The sequence below is a fragment of the Leucobacter exalbidus genome, from assembly GCF_017834145.1.
In the GTDB taxonomy this organism is placed as follows: Bacteria; Actinomycetota; Actinomycetes; order Actinomycetales; family Microbacteriaceae; genus Leucobacter; species Leucobacter exalbidus.
The window spans coordinates 1153319-1169773 of record NZ_JAFIDA010000001.1; the positions used below are offsets into that span (position 1 = coordinate 1153319).

The 16455-nt window shown below is 58.2% G+C and carries 18 protein-coding genes; 5 read left to right on the top strand and 13 right to left on the bottom strand.

What is annotated here, in order from left to right; translation table 11 throughout:
• The first annotated feature begins 2 nt into the window (after positions 1-2).
• The 3 genes from JOF28_RS05235 to JOF28_RS05245 are packed head-to-tail and all read left to right on the top strand — an operon-like array spanning position 3 to position 4642.
• On the top strand, positions 3-3329 hold the full coding sequence (locus tag JOF28_RS05235) for an ATP-binding protein (protein WP_209704813.1): 3327 nt from the start codon (positions 3-5) through the stop codon (positions 3327-3329).
• The gene (locus JOF28_RS05240) at positions 3326-4495 is read left to right on the top strand and encodes a Wadjet anti-phage system protein JetD domain-containing protein (protein ID WP_209704814.1); all 1170 of its coding nucleotides are present in this window, start codon (positions 3326-3328) and stop codon (positions 4493-4495) included. Before JOF28_RS05235 ends, JOF28_RS05240 begins: the two co-directional genes overlap by 4 nt.
• Positions 4496-4504: 9 nt before the next feature.
• Complete coding sequence (locus JOF28_RS05245; RefSeq protein WP_209704815.1) at positions 4505-4642, top strand: DUF2200 family protein; 138 nt, start codon at positions 4505-4507, stop codon at positions 4640-4642.
• Between the two features lie 37 nt (positions 4643-4679).
• Here the strand turns inward: JOF28_RS05245 and JOF28_RS14900 are convergent, their stop codons facing one another.
• The 5 genes from JOF28_RS14900 to JOF28_RS05270 form a co-directional block, all read right to left on the bottom strand.
• Positions 4680-4976 (bottom strand): helix-turn-helix transcriptional regulator, encoded by a 297-nt coding sequence (locus JOF28_RS14900; RefSeq protein ID WP_425342474.1) that lies wholly within the window; start codon positions 4974-4976, stop codon positions 4680-4682.
• Between the two features lie 63 nt (positions 4977-5039).
• Complete coding sequence (locus JOF28_RS05255; RefSeq protein WP_209704817.1) at positions 5040-5309, bottom strand: type II toxin-antitoxin system TacA family antitoxin; 270 nt, start codon at positions 5307-5309, stop codon at positions 5040-5042.
• 54 nt (positions 5310-5363) lie between these two features.
• Positions 5364-5867, bottom strand: coding sequence for a GNAT family N-acetyltransferase (locus tag JOF28_RS14905; RefSeq protein ID WP_425342475.1), 504 nt, complete (start codon positions 5865-5867; stop codon positions 5364-5366).
• A 178-nt stretch (positions 5868-6045) separates the two neighbouring features.
• Positions 6046-6915 carry a VOC family protein gene (locus tag JOF28_RS05265; protein ID WP_209706809.1) on the bottom strand — a complete coding sequence of 290 codons (870 nt, stop codon included), beginning with the start codon at positions 6913-6915 and terminating at the stop codon, positions 6046-6048.
• A gap of 197 nt (positions 6916-7112) precedes the next feature.
• Positions 7113-7694: an NADPH-dependent F420 reductase gene (locus JOF28_RS05270; RefSeq protein WP_209704819.1), complete on the bottom strand. Its 582-nt coding sequence runs from the start codon at positions 7692-7694 to the stop codon at positions 7113-7115.
• 116 nt (positions 7695-7810) lie between these two features.
• Between JOF28_RS05270 and JOF28_RS05275 the strand changes: the two genes are divergently transcribed.
• Together JOF28_RS05275 and JOF28_RS05280 are read left to right on the top strand one after the other, a co-directional pair.
• Positions 7811-8503, top strand: coding sequence for a MarR family winged helix-turn-helix transcriptional regulator (locus JOF28_RS05275; RefSeq protein WP_209704820.1), 693 nt, complete (start codon positions 7811-7813; stop codon positions 8501-8503).
• Positions 8504-8512: 9 nt separating this feature from the next.
• Positions 8513-8725 (top strand): SCO4848 family membrane protein, encoded by a 213-nt coding sequence (locus JOF28_RS05280; protein WP_209704821.1) that lies wholly within the window; start codon positions 8513-8515, stop codon positions 8723-8725.
• A gap of 36 nt (positions 8726-8761) precedes the next feature.
• Here JOF28_RS05280 and JOF28_RS05285 read toward each other — a convergent pair whose 3' ends face one another.
• The 8 genes from JOF28_RS05285 to JOF28_RS05320 all read right to left on the bottom strand — a co-directional run bounded on the left by JOF28_RS05285 (position 8762) and on the right by JOF28_RS05320 (position 16420).
• Positions 8762-9952, bottom strand: a complete 1191-nt coding sequence (locus tag JOF28_RS05285; RefSeq protein ID WP_342452089.1) for a type II toxin-antitoxin system HipA family toxin — start codon at positions 9950-9952, stop codon at positions 8762-8764.
• A gap of 16 nt (positions 9953-9968) precedes the next feature.
• The gene (locus JOF28_RS05290) at positions 9969-10217 is read right to left on the bottom strand and encodes a helix-turn-helix domain-containing protein (RefSeq protein ID WP_209704823.1); all 249 of its coding nucleotides are present in this window, start codon (positions 10215-10217) and stop codon (positions 9969-9971) included.
• A gap of 188 nt (positions 10218-10405) precedes the next feature.
• Entirely contained in the window at positions 10406-10855 is a 450-nt protein-coding gene (locus JOF28_RS05295; protein WP_209704824.1) for a hypothetical protein, read from the bottom strand.
• A gap of 887 nt (positions 10856-11742) precedes the next feature.
• Positions 11743-12750, bottom strand: coding sequence for a TRAP transporter substrate-binding protein DctP (gene dctP / locus JOF28_RS05300; RefSeq protein WP_209704825.1), 1008 nt, complete (start codon positions 12748-12750; stop codon positions 11743-11745).
• A 267-nt stretch (positions 12751-13017) separates the two neighbouring features.
• Positions 13018-14496 carry a TRAP transporter large permease gene (locus JOF28_RS05305; protein ID WP_209704826.1) on the bottom strand — a complete coding sequence of 493 codons (1479 nt, stop codon included), beginning with the start codon at positions 14494-14496 and terminating at the stop codon, positions 13018-13020.
• A 39-nt stretch (positions 14497-14535) separates the two neighbouring features.
• Positions 14536-15078, bottom strand: a complete 543-nt coding sequence (locus JOF28_RS05310; protein WP_209704827.1) for a TRAP transporter small permease — start codon at positions 15076-15078, stop codon at positions 14536-14538.
• Between the two features lie 9 nt (positions 15079-15087).
• Entirely contained in the window at positions 15088-15975 is an 888-nt protein-coding gene (locus JOF28_RS05315; RefSeq protein ID WP_209704828.1) for an NAD(P)-dependent oxidoreductase, read from the bottom strand.
• A gap of 31 nt (positions 15976-16006) precedes the next feature.
• Entirely contained in the window at positions 16007-16420 is a 414-nt protein-coding gene (locus JOF28_RS05320) for a carboxymuconolactone decarboxylase family protein (protein WP_342452090.1), read from the bottom strand.
• Positions 16421-16455: the final 35 nt, after the last annotated feature.

A 16455-nucleotide genomic window follows, 5' to 3' on the forward strand; every position in this document is an offset into this window, starting at 1 on the left:
CAATGAACAATGAAGCAGTGCCCGTTGCCCCCGGGCAGTGGCGCCTCGCTGAGGTACAGGTGGCGAACTGGGGAACATTCGACGGGGCGATCTATCGCATCCCTGTGTCGCGCAAGGGTCAGCTCATCACTGGCCCATCTGGCTCAGGTAAATCATCACTTCTCGACGCCATCGCCACAGTATTAACGCCAGATCGATGGCTGCGATTCAACCTCGCCGCGCAGGGAGCGGGTACCCGAAGCGACCAGCGCAGCCTCATGAGTTACGTGCGCGGAGCTTGGGCTCGCCGCACTGACGAGTTTGAAGATCGCGTGGTCAGTGAGTATTTGCGCCCAGGTCCCACTTGGAGCGGCATTGTGATGCGCTACGAGAATGGCGTCGATCTACCGGTCACCCTGGCTCGACTGTTTTTCGCGAAGGGGAATGACACTTCACGGGAAAACCTCAGCAGCCTCTACGTGCTCGAGCGCGCTGCCCTCGACCTGCGTGACCTAGAACCGTTCGCGCGAAGCGGTCTCGAGAGCCGCAAACTCCAAGCCGCATTTCCTGATGCGCTCGTTAATTCTGGCGGCAAGAACACCCGGTTCTATCAACGACTCCGATCCATATTTGGAATCGCAGACGAGAGTGCGCTGCAGCTGCTCCATAAGACGCAGTCGGCAAAGAATCTCGACAGCCTCAACCAGCTGTTTCGTGAATCCATGTTGGAGAAGCCAGAAACATTCAAACTGGCAGAAGAAGCACGTACCCAGTTTGGTGAGCTCAACGAAGCACACGAACACGTGGTGCGACTGCGCCAACAACGCGATCTTCTGGCCGGGTTGCGTGACGCCTCTATAGAATATGACCTCGCTGAAAGCCGCGCAGCGGCCGCCAGCACTCTCGGCGCGCACGTGCTGCTGTATCAGCGCCAGCGACAGCTTGAACTAGCTTTCGCGGAACGTACCAAGATTGAGGAACACCTCATCGTGCTGCGTGCCGATAGTGAGTACGCAGCAGCCCAACTGCGCGCTGCCGAGGAATCCTACGATGTCTCGCGTCAACGCACCTTAGAACTGGGTGGCGGCGACGTCGAACAACTGCGACTCCGTGTAGAAAGCGCAGCCGCGCAGGTTGAATCCACCGAGCGGCGGTGGCAGCAGATGGCAGACCGGCTGGCGAAGCTCGGCATTGCTCCTGCCCCCGTAAATGCGTCAGAATTTGCTGAGTTGGTGGCGGAGGGGTTTCGATCAGGAGCCGCGGCGAGCGCTGAGAGCGCGAGCGGCCCCAGCATCAAAGAACACGACCAGCTTGCGGTCGCGCGACACAACGCTCAGCAGTTGGAACGCGAAATTGATGCGCTCGCGCGCAGCAAGAGCTCTGTTCCAGAGAAGCTACAAGTCGTGCGTAAAGACTTGGCCGAGCATCTGGGGGTCCCCGTCACAGCCCTCCCGTTTGCTGCAGAGCTACTTGAGGTCAATGCACAGTACGCCGCTTGGACCGGCGCATTCGAACGGGTCCTGAAGCAGTTCGCACTCACCCTGCTCGTGCGCAGCGAACATCTGATTGCTACCCGCCGATGGGTCGATGCACGGTCATTGCAACTTCTACTCGTTTACGAAGAAGTCCTGCCCCATGTCCAGCCGCCCAAGCCCGTCAGTTCGAATTCATCACTGGTGCACCGGGTCACAGTCAAGCCCGGCGCATTCGAAGCGTGGATGCACCGCACGCTCTCGGAACGGTTTGACTATGCATGCGTCGACCAGCCCGACCAGTTCGATGATCATGCACGCGCAGTGACCATTAACGGGCAGATCAAATCATCACGCACCCGGTATGTAAAGGACGACCGCGTTTCAATCGGCAACCGTGGCCGTTGGATTTTGGGGGACCATGAAGCCAAGCACGAAGCCCTCGTTGAGCTACTGGCTTCGGCCCGCGCAGAGGTGAATCGTTACGAAGACATCGTCGATGCAGCCACCCGTCAACGAGACTTCGCCCTGCTGCGCGAGGACACGTTGAACGATCTGCGCACACGGCCGTGGGCCGAGTTCGATGTGTCCAGCGCCAAAACCGATGTCGACCGATTACATAAGAACCTCGTAGAGCTGACGGGCACAAACTCTGATCTTGCAGTAGCGCAAGAGCGTCTGGACAATTCCAGGCAGGCACGCGATCTTGCCAATGGACGGGTGTCGCAGCTCGAAAGCGATCGACAAACAGCCGAGCGACGTCTCGGTGAGCTCGCCGAAATGATCGCTGAGATCGAATCACGACGAGCTGACGATGGCACCGGTCTGCACCTCACTGACGAACTCCGCACCGATCTGCAAACGCGATTTGCCGCTGTACGTCGCAGCATCACGTTGATCACCCTGGCCGAAACCGGTCAGCAGGTTTCTGAGCGTCTCTATCGAGAGCGAGACCAGGCGAAGGCGATCGCCGATAAAGCCGGTTCTGAAATTACCAGCATCGCTACTAAGTTTCGTGAGCGATGGCGTGGGGCATCAGCAGACCTCGTGGCAAACGTCGAAGGCCGACACGGGTTCATCGAACTGTATGACGGGATCGTCGCGAATGGGCTTCCCGATCATGAATCACGGTTCTTTGATCTGCTGCGCGATCGTTCACGCGACATGGTTGGCCAGCTCGTCGACGAAATCATGCATGCACCCGACGAGATTGAAGCTCGCATCGATCCCGTAAATGCGTCGCTGCGCAGGTCTGCATTTGACGAGGCCCGCTACTTACATATTGAGGTTAAGACGAAGCGGGGCGAAGCTGCCACCCGGTTTTTGCAACAGCTTCGGTCCATTTCTGAAAACAGTTGGGCTGACGACAATGCCGCTGATGCCGAGCACAGGTTTGCCACGCTTTCGGCGCTGATGCAAAGGCTCGATTCGAGTGATCCACAGGATCGAAAGTGGCGAGATCTGTGTTTAGACACCCGCCTTCACGTGACGTTCTTAGCTCACGAAATCGACGACAGCGGCAGACGTCATTCCACGTATGACTCAGGTGCGGCCATGTCGGGTGGCCAGCAGCAGAAGCTTGTGGTGTTCTGCCTCGCGGCGGCGTTGAGATACCAGCTTGCGGACCCCGATGACCCGCTGCCGCGATACGGCACGATCGTGCTTGATGAAGCATTTGATAAGGCCGACAGCAGGTACACCCGACTCGCCCTCGACGTGTTTCAAGAGTTCGGGTTTCAGATGGTGCTGGCGACGCCACACAAGCTCCTGCAAACCATCGAGCCGTATGTGGGCGGGGCGACTGAGGTGGAGAACCCGACTCGGGCCCGGTCCCACGTGTCGAGTCTCATGTGGGAGAACCCGCGAGGAGCCGCATGATGAGCGTGGCGGCTGCTCGCGTGGCCGCCCGCGAGCGCATCGCCAAGAATTTGGGGGTCTGGGCTTCTTCACTGGCTGCGGGGTCGACAGATCCTTGGTCGCTCTCAATCGCGCTCAAGCCACCGACCGAAGCTCAGGCACTCGCAGATCTCTCAGCTGCAGAAGTTTGGGCCCGCAGTTGGCGGGCCGCGATGCCCGCCGAAAGCGCCGCACTTGATTGGGAGACGCGTAACTGGCGCAGGATCGGGCGGCAAGAAGTACCGGTGCGATTGCGCTTCGCCTCCCCTGACGCCATAGCCACGTTCGTTGGTGGTACGGCGGCACATGATTGGCATCTCGTACGTGATCGCACGGCTCTCGCCGCTGCACAATTTGGTTCGAGTGAGGCTTTAGGTGCTGTGATCCGGCGCCACGTGCGCACTATTCTTGGATACGACGATGCGGAGTGGGAGCAGGTGCTTGCTGCTGCGCAGTGGCTGAGTGAGAATTCGGTAGCCGGGCTGCGACCCAGGCAGCTGCCGCTCCGAGGCGTCGACACAAAATGGTTTGCCTCCCATCGCGCGGTGGTGACCGATCTACTCGCGGCGTTAGTGCCCGGCCACGCGCTAGGCGTGGTAGAGAGTGACATGCTCTACCGGGTGCGCGTGCTAGATCAGGATCTCAGTGCGCACAGCCTTGGTGGACTCAGCGATTTTTCGGCGCCCCTCATGCAGCTCGCCGGGCTCACCCTCGAACCAAGGGTGGCATTCGTGTTTGAGAACAAGGAGTCGGTGCTTGCGATGCCTGAGTGGGCGGGTGCCATCGCGATTCACGGGAATGGCCTCGACATCGCTGCCGTCGCCGATCTTCCGTGGATGCAACGCTGCCCCATTGTGTATTGGGGTGATCTTGATTCGGCCGGGTTTGCGATTCTCAACAGGCTGAGACTTCATCATTCTCGGGTCACAACGGTCTTAATGGACGACGACACACTACTTGCCCACCGAGACCTGTGGGTCACCGACAAGAGTCCCGTTCGTGGAGAACTCACTATGCTTCTGCCGCAAGAACTTCGCACCGTGCATCGGCTACAGCTTGAGGCCGATGCTCGGCTGGAACAAGAACGAATTCCCTGGGAGACGGCTTTGGCAGCGTTGCGAAAAGCAGATCCAGACGGCGTAATCTGACCGTCTTCAATGCACCCGGCGCCTCTGCATGCCACCGAAATTCAAGAGGTCGAAGACCCACCATTGCGCGAGATTCGCCTGCTCGACAAGGTGGTCGTCGAGCTCGCGAAGGGTCGCCCGCTCGAGAAGATTTTGCGCACGCTGTAGCGCGGGTGCTGCGGGGTCGCTGCGTGCGGCTCGGGATCTACTGGCCGCCCTCGTTACTCTCATTGCTCTCGTTGGAGAAAAGCATTTCCATCGTGACCCCCAGCACAGCCAGGGTGTCCATCACCCGAAGGAGCACCGCTGACGAGCCATCTCGTTCAAATCTCGCGACCCAAGACCGGCTAACGCCAGCCCGGTCAGCAAGCTCCTGCTGCGTCAACCCAAGGTTTTCTCGGCGCTCAGCCACAAACGCGCCCATCCCTCGCGCGGAACGCATTCGGCGACGACCAACCTCACTTTGTGTCATGGATGACACAATACCCAATGTGTCATCCATGACACAACGGCGACCGATCACCGGAGCCCCGACACGCAGTCTGCCTTTCGCTGATCTCTCGCGTTACAAGCCGAGCTGCTCGAGCCGCTGCGCTGCCCGGCGAAGAGCAGGGGTGGGTTCAGCTTCTGCTTCGATCAGACTTCGCACTTGTTCCACTTCCCGTGAAGTGAGATTGAGGATCGCGTCCTCCAAAATAACACTGCGAGCTCGCGTGACCGCAGCATCCAGCATAAATGCCGTTCGATCAACGCCCTGCATTTCTGCGGCACGATCGATGACGTCACGCGCCTCTTCAGAAACGCGCAAGTTGATGCGCGCCGTAGCGATGTTCATATAGCTTGCCCCCTCGGTCCGTACATTCATTGTACGTACAGCATTCAAGCTTAGCTACGCCGGATAATCTCTTTCAAGCGTTTTCAAAGGAAGCATCAGACTGTGAGGGTGATCAACAAATCTCACAAACCCATACGACTCATAGAACTTTGCCGCAGCCTCACTCATGGCGTGCACCACGACCAGCTCAACCCCGATCTCTTTCGATACCCGCGTGCAAGACCGAAGCGCGTGCGCGAGCAAAAGCTCTCCGATTCCCTGCCCTCGAACCGACTGACATCGCGCCAGACGAGCGATCAACACACTCGGAATGGGGTACCTGGGCGTGTTCGACGAGCCAAACACGGCCGACAATTCTTCTGCATCAATTCGGTAGGAGCTTTGCGAGTAGTAACCAAGCACAGCCGAGCTCCCCTCCGCCACCAAAACACGAGTCAATGTACTTCTTCGACGGTCACTTTGAAACGCGTAACGACTTAACCATTCATTGAGGGCAGGCTCCTCGCAGCAAAAAGCAGACCTGTCATGCTTTCGCAAAAGAGTCTCAATCTGCCACATCCACCCAAACTACCCGGAGCTTGGCCAGTTTCAGGGAGCCAAAAATGTCCAGCAGACCCACCTACAGGCCTTTGCCACCTCACCCCAAACCCACATCCTTCACATCAGCGAGTGCAGCACGCACACGCCAAACGGGCCGCCCGCGATAACGCGAACGGCCCGTCGATACAGCTTTTCCTTACGCGGCGAGCAGGTCTTCCGCACCCGCACCGGGCAGCTCGAGCGTAACCTGGGTGCCCCACGGGTCGTTGAGCACGATGGAGCGGCCGGTGTCGGCGAACTGCAGGCCGCGGCCGCGCAGCCTGGTGGCGAGCGCGTCGAGATCTTCGCGGCCCGGCAGCGTAATCGCTACGTCACCCAAGCCGAGGCGTGCGGCGCGGGGGCCCGCGCCGCGGCTGTTCCAGGTGTTCATGGCGACGTGGTGGTGGTAGCCGCCAGCCGAGGCGAAGAGCGCACCGGGGTGCATCGCCAACGTCGATTCGAAGCCGAGGGCGTCGACGTAGAACTCGCGCGCCACAGCAACGTCGCCCACCTGCAGGTGCACGTGACCGATGGTGCCTCGCTGCTGGGCAGCGGCGGCGAGCACCTGCTCGTTGAGGTGGGTCGAGAGGTACGCGTTGGGGTCAAGATAGTTGGTCGCCATGTCGACCTGGCCGTTGGTGTAGGTCCAGGTGTGGCGAGGCCGATCGAGGTACAGCTCAATGCCGTTGCCCTCGGGGTCGGTGAAGTAGAAGGCTTCGCTCACGAGGTGGTCGCTTGATCCGGCGAACTGGCTGCGCGGGTCTTGCGCGGCGCGGTAGACCGTGGCGGCGAGGCTCGCGGCGTCTTCAAACAGGAACGCCGTGTGAAACAGGCCGGCATCGCTGGGGTTCACCGCGGGCAGATCCGGCATATGCACCAGCCGCATCAGCGGCACATTGCCCCGCCCCAGCACCCGGTGCACCTCGCGGCCGATGGCGCGCTCATCGAGGGGCACGAGCGCGAGGGCGTTCGCGTAGTAGTCGCTCATGGTTTCGAGGTTGCCTACCCGCAGAGTCACCGCGCTCATCGCGAGCTCGCTCGAGAGTGTGCGCTCAGAGGTTGCGGCTGTGTGCTGTTCCAATTTTCGTTCCTGTCTGGATGCGGCGATGTGCCGGGGTGAAATCACGGGGAGGGTGCGGGCCGTGAGCTACGACCGCGGCCCGGCACCATTGCGGTGCCGGGCGGTGCGTGCGCGAGGTTTTTACACCTCGCACACGGCGACAATTAGTTGTTCAGCGCGAATCCGCCGGTCCACGAGATCTTCTCGCCGGCCGCGAGGGTGAGCTGCAAGAAGCCGAGGGCCTCGAGCTCGTGGGCACGCTTGAGGCTACCGGCGTCGATGGCGCGAATGCCACCCGCGGTGACTGCTGCGACGAGATCGGCCTTGGCCGCCGCGTCTTCGCCCGCCACAAGCACGGTGGTGACGCTGTCGGTGTCGCCGACCTTGCCGGTGGCGAGGGTCGAAGCGAAGTTGGTGTTGAACGCCTTGAGCACGCGTGACTCGGGCAGCACCTTCTGAATCTCGGCGGCGGCCGAGCTGCCCTCGGGCACGACGAGGTCGTCGAAGGTTTCGAAGTTCAGGGGGTTGGTGATGTCGATGACGGTCTTGCCGGCGAGCTGCGCACCGTGGCTGGCGACGATCTCGGCGACGGCGGGGAACGGCACGGCGAGCACGACGGTGTCGCCGGTGACGGCGGCATCAGCATCGTTGTGCGAGATGTAGTCAACGCTTGCGCCACCCGCAGCGAGTACGCCACCAATTGCGTTTGCCATGTTGCCGGTTCCAAAGATTGTGAACGAAGCCATATCGGGTCTCTCCTTGCGAGGGGCTATTCGTAACCGAAAAGCGGTTGGTTGCAGGTACAACTAAATAATACGCACACTTTACTTGCGAGTGCAACTAATTTGCTAGAATGAATTTTATGACCTCCCAGCTCACTCACCCCGAACGCATCGCGGTCGCCCGCCTGCACGCCCTCCTCGAGCTGCTCCCCACCGCCCTAGATAAGCGTTTAGGGGTCGCTGGCGTCACCTCATTCGAGTACACCCTGCTCGATGCACTGTCTCAAAGCGATGCCCACCGCATGCGCCTGAGCGAGGTCGCCCGCAAGACCAACGCGACGCTCCCCCGCATATCGCGGGTGGCAACATCGCTCGAGCGCCGCGGTCTCATCGAGCGTGCCCCCTGCCCCGCCGACGGCCGCGCGACCAACGCGGTGCTCACTGCCGCCGGCGCCGCCGCGCACGAAACCGCGCGCGATCTCTATGCGCTCGCGGTGCGCGAACTGGTACTCGAGGGCCTCGCTCAGCTGCCCGGTGACGGCGTCGCCCAGCTCACCGATCTCACCTACGCGATCCTCACGAGCCTTGACCCCGAGCACCCGCGCATCATGCCCGAGGTGCCAGCGCCCTGCGCTGCTGACCCGGCGAGCGCCCCCGCAGGCCCCGGATCCCCCGCCACCGAGCCACCCACCGAAGTGGTGGGGTGTGCGGCAGACCCGGTTGCAGAGCAGATCGCCGAGCAGGCCGCATGCGCGGCAGACCTGGCACCGGAGCCGGTCCCGTGCTCCGCCGACCCCGCACCGTCACAGTGTGCGGCAGACCCTGCGGCATAGACTGGACGCATGCTCGCATTTGCCGCCATTTTGCTGATCGTCAACGCTATCTACAACGCGATCGTATGGCCGCAGTTTTGGAAGCGCGTGGCGAAGGATCCCCGCGCCACCGATAAGCAGGGTCGCGCCACCAAGTTCCTCAAGGTACACGCAGTACTCGTGGCTGTTGCCCTGATCCTCGCGGTCGCATCGGCCATCGCTGGGTTCTCGCTGCTGTTCTAAACGCTGCTTCTTATAGGCGGTCTTCCCCCCGCTTATCTATTTGCCAGCCACGGTGAGGCCTGCGCGCAAGTTTGCGACGAAGCCAAGAGTTTGCGCCTTAAGGTCCACAAAAGCCCCCGCCATGGGTTCTTCTGCTTCCAATGCAGATTGCATGTCAGCAAGGAACTTGTTCACGAGATGTTCCGCGTTGCTTAGACCCCATCCAGAGATTTCTGTCACTAGGTCTTGGACCGTCACGTCTACGTGCCGATACTTACGGTTCACCGCCAGAGCCAGCTCCCCGTCCAGGGACAAGTGTGCCTGAGGCACCACGTCATAGGCCGGGGCCAGCGTCACTTCTCCAGCCGCCGAGTGCAGCAGGCCAATATTTTTTGTATGCATGTCTAAGTTGCCGAGCCCAACAGCGAGTACGACCATACGCGCGAAACGTTTCAGATCTTCCTTGGCTGCATACCTATCCAGAGTCTCCGCAACCCTGCGCAAACTAACGACGCCGCCTATGGTTTGATATTTCTGGTTTCCTTTTGCCCCGAGAGCCTGGCTCAGGTCTTCCTGGTGCACACGACCCTCTTCGCCCCGATCGAAACGCTCAATAACAAGGGCAGCAAGGCCATCAAAATACTCGATCTCAACACCAAAATCAGCTAGCCCTAACCTCCGGGCTACACGCGCACCATATTCCTCATCAAAGATCACAGTTGCACGGTTTCCGCCAAGCTGTGGCTTCACAATATGCGTGGTCGGATACCCACCCAGGCCTTGGGCCCAACCTTCCCGAGTGCGCACAAGCACAGCTTTTGGCTGCACTCCTCCTAGCGAGGATTTACCAGCGAGACCATCATTTGCAAGGGGCGCCCCAATTGGGTCTTCTAGCAGCGCACGAATCTCAGACAAACCCACCGGCCGAAGCGATGGCGTGTGAGGCTCAGTTGGATCTTCTGGGTTCCAAATCTGCAAAGCGCCCGCAACGTCACGCCCGTATCGGGCCAAGAACGCCAGGGTATCCCCCTGCCGAATTCCACCTTGAGCCAGCATGTAGTCATACTGATTGCCTTCGGGCAACAATTCTTCAAACCAGTTTTGTCTCCGTCGAGCAAAGTCTCGTCGCTGCTTCGGCGACAGCGGCATTGCTACCGAGATCACGCCACTATTCACGCCAAACTTTGCCATGCCCGCTTTGCTGGGTGTGAAATCAAATGCGCGCGCATCGCCAGACAGCTCACCCACGACTGTCCCATATAGTTCAACTAAGAGTCGCATCGTCTTCGTCCCCCCAGCTCGCAGAAAGTTCAAGCCCCGTGGCCCGCGCAAGTTCCAACAGCTGCTTCAAATAGATCGTCGACTTTCCGCTTTCAATCTCGCTGATCGAGCTTTGTCGAATCCCTGAGTCAGCGGCCAACTGATTCTGAGTAAGTTCACGCTCCATTCGAGCTTGCTGCACCGCCAGGCCAAAGTCGGCCGGTGTGCGCAATCGGGCGGTATATCGAGGCATGTCACTTTCCTTCATCTATCGGAATTTAACGATACGTCCAGTGTATTCGAATATTCCGATAACACCACCCCTAGGTCCTTACACACCGCGCCATTCACAATGGCTCCTCGGCGCAGCAGTCACGAACTACTAGCGCGAGGGGCTCCGCGGCGCGATCCGAATCAGCTCCAGATCGCGCCGCCTCACTACTAGCTGCGACGCACCTCACCCGGATCGTAGGTGGGTTTGCCCAGCGCTGCGTGGTGCGTGCGATAGGAGCGCGGGTCGAGCCCCGCGTCGGCCAGCTCGCGTGCCCGCTCGGGGTAGTTGAACACTTCGGGCAGTTCGCCTCGTTCAAGCCGCTGCAGAGCTTCGCTCCTCACTTGCGAGCGGGGGTACATGAAGCCGTGCGGTTCAAACTGGAAGAGGTTCCAGCACCAGGCCGTAGCTTCAGCATACGAAAACCCTCGCCAGCGCCCCTCCGTAACCAATTGCTCCGCGGTGTCCGCCGCGTAGGCCGCCTCAATCTTTCTCCAGCCGAGCGCTAAGCGTTCTGCCGCCGCCCGAGATTTCTCCTCATCATGCATGTCCTTGATCGCGGCCACGTGTGCGACAACTTCTGCATAGGTCAACTGCTCGACGCTACCGTCGTCAGCCACGCGAGTGAACTGTGTCGGTTCACACGACCGAAGAAAGTTTTCAACCCGGGCCAGTTGCACGCGTTCACTCCCTGTGAGGTAAGCGCCACAGCGTTATGCGGGTGGCGCTCACCGCCGCGACCCATAGCCCCGAACGGGAATAATGGTGGCCCCGAACGGGAATAATGGGTGGCGCTCAAGCCTGCGAATACTCATCTACCCCGGGAGCGCCACGATTCCGCTCAACTCGTTCCAACGCGGCAGCAAGATTCCCCTCAGAGAAGAGTTCTTCCCACAAGTTCACTTCACTGCCCCAGACTTTCTGTCCAGCAGCCGCCGAGTCCTCGTTCCACCCAGCACGCGCAAGACCATCACGGTCAGGATCTACGCACTGCCCTGTTTCACCAGGCGATCGGTGTTCCACACGATGACCACGAGAACCACTCTCCATACCAGTCAATTCCTAACGTTCAGCCCTTCCCGACCCATATAACTTTCCCGTCGGTACTATGGCGTCTGCTGACTCCTGCCCCATCAGCCCCACCCTTAAAGCAGAACCGCTGCACCCTCACGAGTGCCGCACTGGGACAGGCCTCCCCAGATAAGAACATCCACTTTCCCCTGACCGCCACCGCATTTACACACAAGCCGTTCAATGGTGGAACGGGCTTCGACATCGTTTGCTGCCTTACCCCGACCTGCATGCCTGATGCGATTCGTGTTCCTCGGTGCCAGGATTTGCCGCCAGCTTCCTTCCCACCCCACCTCGCGATGACGCAGTTGCTCTTGGCTAAGAGTTAAACCACCTTCTCCTCCAGAGGACTTCCACCTCCAAGCAGATGCCCATGCCGGGCGTACAACAAAGTGGGGTGTCGCATACGCGACACCCCAACTTTCTGGTCTTCTATTTAACGATCGGCGAACGAAGCTACACAGTTACTGGTCGCGTCGTCGTAAGCAACATCGTCATATTTATCAAGTCCTGAGATGTACTGTTCCAGTACACCGGCTGCGTCATCGAGCCCCTGTTCTGTCGCAAGATCAATCCACATTTGCTTGCCAGACTCACCCAAATCGTCCTTCCACGCTTTCGTTGCGGCTTCAGACCAACCAGTGAGCGTAACCTTGGGCGCTTCAAGCATCGCATCGCACTGTCCTGCAGCGACTGCGTTGAATGCCTTGACACCTTCGCCTGTGTTGAGTTCCTCCGTCACCTGATCAAACTGCTTACGCAAGTCATCAGGCAATCCTGCATATGCTTCTGCATTCACCCACATACCAAACGTCGAGTACTGCCCGATCCCTGGGTCTGTCCAACTCGGCAGCAGCTCCATCAGTTTGTAGTTCACCGGGAAATCGATGGCACCTGCAGTGGTTGAGACGACTCCTCGCTCGACAGCTTCGTAGGTCTCTGGCGCTGTGATCGAAACGATATTCGCACCTTGCTCGCTAATCGCCTTTTGGATGATCGGGCCAGAGACTCGTACTTGAGAGCCGTCAAACTGCTCGATGCTCTCAATAGGATTCTGGTTGCCAATCAGCAGACGACCAACAGGCCAAGTACCAACATGGTGCAGACCGTTTCGTTCCATAATGGCCTTGGCTGGTTCGTAATCTGTGTGCAGGTCATAGATTGACTGCATGGCTGCCTGAGCATTCTGGTTCAAGAATGGAATACTCACCATACTTGTGGAGGGAAAATACTGTGGCGTGTAGTCAGGGACCGTCACACCGATTTGAGCTCGGCCGTCCCTCACGCAGTCGGCAACTTCTGCCGCTTTACATAGCGCTTCAGTTGTCGTGCGCTCAAAGTTGATCCCACCTTCAGTGACTTCCTCCACCCGGTCCATAAACCATTCCTGCACCGCTGCATTCGGGGTTCCTGCCTGCGCACCAGTCGCGAGGGTGAAGGTCACTGACTCTGCACCTTCTGCACCGGCCGCGCCCGAGCCACCAGCGTTATTCACCCCGGCACAACCAGTGATTAGTAGGCCGGCTACCGCCGCCATCCCAATTACGCCGCTAACACGTCCAACATTCTTTGTACGAGTGTGTTGTGAGAACATCATCGTCCTTTCTAAACAATCCGCATCTTTGCGAGGTAAGTCATTTCATATTCTTCAGGCAAAAGCGTCAACGTAATTGGTATTTGACGCACATGAGGCAGCAAACGGCGCAAGGATTCAGCCTGCATTCATCGCTACAAGGGAGGGCAAAAATAGCGTGATCGCTGGCACGAAGAAGAGTATTGCTGATACACCGAGATCCATCAGCATCAGCGGCAGAACACCCTTAAAGACAGTCTCTGTGGGAACACCCGCTGTGCCCGCAACGACGAAGCACGTCATGCCCACTGGTGGCGTCACCATTCCTATCGCGGTGAGCTTCACGATCATAAGACCCAACCAAATCCCACTAAAACCAAGCTCCATTGCAATGGGGTAAATAATAGGGATGGTAATAATCAGGACCGATATCTCGTCAAGGGCTGTGCCTAGCGGCAGCAGCAGTAAAAGCAATAGACCGATAGTCAGCAAAGGTGGAATTGCAAGGCTGGCCACCCAATTGGTGATGGTGTCAGGCACGTGGGCAGCAATCAAGAAGGTTGAGAAAACACTAGATCCAACGAGAATCATGAACACCATCGAAGTGGTTTGGGCAGTGTCCAGCAGTGCGCCTTTGACATTCGACCACATCGTGGTGACGCCGTCACGACGAAACTCCCACAGCAGAATCAGCAGTGCCACAAACGCGGCAATCGAAGCAGATTCCGTGGCCGTGAAAATACCCGAGAACATACCTCCCAGAACGATGAGAAAGATAATTGAGAGCCGCACGAGCCCACGCCAAGGTAGATTACGCGCTGATTTACCATAAACCTGCTTGACCGCTTCGGTGTTAGGCACCCCAGCCGACACTGGAAGGTGTGCTGGCCCATCAGCTACCGCACGTGATCCGCCTCTGGCTGCAGAGTTCCGAGGTGAGGAGACTTTTGCAGAAGCATCTGCGTATGCCACCTCAACCACATCAGCCAGCACTGTTTCTGGCCGCACAATTTGCCGGTGACCTACGACAAGAATGTAAACGATGTAGCCCACCGCCGAAAGGATGCCCGGAATAATGCCCGCGGCTAGGATCTGGCCCACTGATTCACCCGTCATAATGGCGTACAGAACCAGAAATGTACTAGGCGGAATAACGACCCCTAGGGTGCCGGCAATGGCCACGATACCTGTCGCCAACGAAGCGGGGTAACCGTAGGCTCGCATCTGGCCGACTGAGAGCTTCGACATCGTTGCTGCAGTACCGATGCTTGAGCCCGAGACCGCAGAGAAGCCCGCGCAGGCCATGACGGTAGCGATGCCCAGCCCGCCGGGAAAGCGCCCCACCACATGGTTAGCAATAGCAAATACATGCTCTGCAATGCGCGCACGCATAGCGAGCATTCCCATGAGTATAAACATTGGGATGATCGTCAAAGAGAAGCTGGCCGTAGCTGTAAAAGGGACCGATCCCAGAACATTTGTGGTGTAATTCGTGCCCTGGAGAATCCCTAGGCCGAGTGCCCCTGAAAGCGCCAGTGCCAGCGCCACCGGCATGCGGAGCATCAACAACAAGATGAGCAGGACAACCACTGTCAGCACTATGCCTGTGACGAGCATGATGCCCCCTTTACTTCCAAGTTCAATATCCCATGCGTATTACACATCGAGAACCGCCTCCTCTTCGCCGTAAATGCTCTTGCCCGTCACAGAGCGGACAAGGTTAACAACCGCGACGACAGCCCACAGCAGTAGTCCGACAGCGATCACCCAACGCATAGGCCACATCGGCCACTGCACTAGCCCAAAGCGGGTTTCGTTCATTTTTGTGGCTAGAACCGCACGAAGAAATGATGCATACGTCATCCAGATCAGCAGTGTCGCGTTCAACATCCACACCAGACTGGAGACCACTCGTGCGGCTTTTGCATTTAGCCGATCCGTCACGATGGACACAGCTACGTGCCCGCCTTGAATAGATGTCCAGGCCAGACCAAGAAATACCGAAACAACCAGCGCAGACTCCGCCAGTTCCATCATCCCTGGCACGCTTGCCCGAGATATTGCACGAACCACAACGTCGATGACGGTCGCCATCATCAAGACGACAAGCGCGCTGGCCGCGATAATGCCGAGGCCAGCGCTAACTTGCCTGAGAACTTTATCGAAAGTTGAGCTTCGTTGCTCTTCTACCGTTTCCATGGTTTCGCCTTATTGCTCTCGCCAAAATTCAAACGCTCGCGTGTGATCGACGTTTCCCAATGCATCCATCGCCGCACCCATCTGACGCGTTACTGCGTCGCAGACTGGTGCTTCATGGCCAACGGCCTGCTGCACTTTCTGGGCGATACGCACGTCTTTAGTGAAAAGCGGTAAGGCAAATCCACTAGCAAACTTTCCGTTGACGATATGTTCAGGAAGTACGTGCGTGGTGGGAAAACTCTGTCCTGTGGAAGCGTTAAAAACGTCCACCATTACGCCCAGCTCAAGCCCAAATCGTTGGCCGGCTATAAGTGCCTCCGCCGAAGCAGCAAACGCTGCAGCAGCAACTGCGTTATTAAGGGCTTTCATGGCATGACCGGTACCCAATGAGCCAGTTCGAAAAATACCCGAACTCATCGTGTTGATAACAGGTATCGCTCGCTGTGCGCCTTGTTCATCGTTCGCACCGAGCATGATCGTAAGCGTTCCTGATTCGGCACGTTCTTTTGCACCTGATACCGGCGCATCAATCATGATGTATCCAGCAGCTTCCAGCTCAGCGCCTGTCTCACGCGTTTCAGTGGGGTCGGACGAACTCATGTCCACAAACACTGTCCCTGTCCGAGCTGGAATACGAGGTTGACCCGATTCATCGAGCAACACGTCACGTACGATTGCGCTAGTGGGCAGCATCAGGACGATAATGTCGCATTCGGCAAGTCCCTCTGCATCAGCCACGGCCACAGCACCAATTTCCTGTGCGTGTTTCGTCGCTTGCTCGAAGTTCATATCGAAAAGAGTGAGGTCGAATTCACGTGACACCGCGATATTCTTCGACATTGGGGAGCCCATTACGCCAAGCCCAATAAACCCTACTTTTGTGATTTTCTTGCTCATCATTAAACCTTCATTTCTTCAGGCAAGGTATTTAGGCAGCGCTTTCGCCGTCAATGGTGAATTCGATGCCCTTCTCCACCATGACTTCTTCGAGCGCACGCATTCCTTCGACCGCGGCAGGAATTCCGCAGTAGAGCAACGAATGCACAATGACCTCGCGTAGCTCATGGATGCTCACACCGTTGGCAATCGCACCACGTGCATGGACTCGAAGCTCATGATTTTTTCCTTGAGCGATCAGCATTGCAAACGTGATCTTGCTGCGATCTGTGAGCGAAAGACCATCTCGCTGCCAAATATCCCCAAAACAGGACCTGGTAACAAACTCTTGGAGCTTGTCGTTTAAGTCTGTGGTGTGCTCAACCTGGTCTTCAGCGCCTTCTGGCCCGAACATTGCCCGCCTTTGCTTCAGGCCTGTGGCGTACAGCTCATCATTTCGAATCACACTCTGCTCCTTTACAGCTCCGTCGCTGCAGTCCG

Bases quoted from the DNA above. Each gene is read 5' to 3' on its own strand.
- JOF28_RS05265 (WP_209706809.1), bottom strand. From the start codon at position 6,915: ATGAGCGCGGTGACTCTGCGGGTAGGCAACCTCGAAACCATGAGCGAC.
- JOF28_RS05305 (WP_209704826.1), bottom strand. From the start codon at position 14,496: ATGCTCGTCACAGGCATAGTGCTGACAGTGGTTGTCCTGCTCATCTTG.
- JOF28_RS05315 (WP_209704828.1), bottom strand. From the start codon at position 15,975: ATGAGCAAGAAAATCACAAAAGTAGGGTTTATTGGGCTTGGCGTAATG.
- JOF28_RS05280 (WP_209704821.1), top strand. From the start codon at position 8,513: ATGCTCGCATTTGCCGCCATTTTGCTGATCGTCAACGCTATCTACAAC.
- JOF28_RS05235 (WP_209704813.1), top strand. From the start codon at position 3: ATGAACAATGAAGCAGTGCCCGTTGCCCCCGGGCAGTGGCGCCTCGCT.
- JOF28_RS14900 (WP_425342474.1), bottom strand. From the start codon at position 4,976: ATGGATGACACATTGGGTATTGTGTCATCCATGACACAAAGTGAGGTT.
- JOF28_RS05290 (WP_209704823.1), bottom strand. From the start codon at position 10,217: ATGCCTCGATATACCGCCCGATTGCGCACACCGGCCGACTTTGGCCTG.
- JOF28_RS05245 (WP_209704815.1), top strand. From the start codon at position 4,505: ATGCACCCGGCGCCTCTGCATGCCACCGAAATTCAAGAGGTCGAAGAC.
- JOF28_RS05310 (WP_209704827.1), bottom strand. From the start codon at position 15,078: ATGGAAACGGTAGAAGAGCAACGAAGCTCAACTTTCGATAAAGTTCTC.
- JOF28_RS05270 (WP_209704819.1), bottom strand. From the start codon at position 7,694: ATGGCTTCGTTCACAATCTTTGGAACCGGCAACATGGCAAACGCAATT.
- JOF28_RS05255 (WP_209704817.1), bottom strand. From the start codon at position 5,309: ATGAACATCGCTACGGCGCGCATCAACTTGCGCGTTTCTGAAGAGGCG.
- JOF28_RS14905 (WP_425342475.1), bottom strand. From the start codon at position 5,867: ATGTGGCAGATTGAGACTCTTTTGCGAAAGCATGACAGGTCTGCTTTT.
- JOF28_RS05240 (WP_209704814.1), top strand. From the start codon at position 3,326: ATGATGAGCGTGGCGGCTGCTCGCGTGGCCGCCCGCGAGCGCATCGCC.
- JOF28_RS05275 (WP_209704820.1), top strand. From the start codon at position 7,811: ATGACCTCCCAGCTCACTCACCCCGAACGCATCGCGGTCGCCCGCCTG.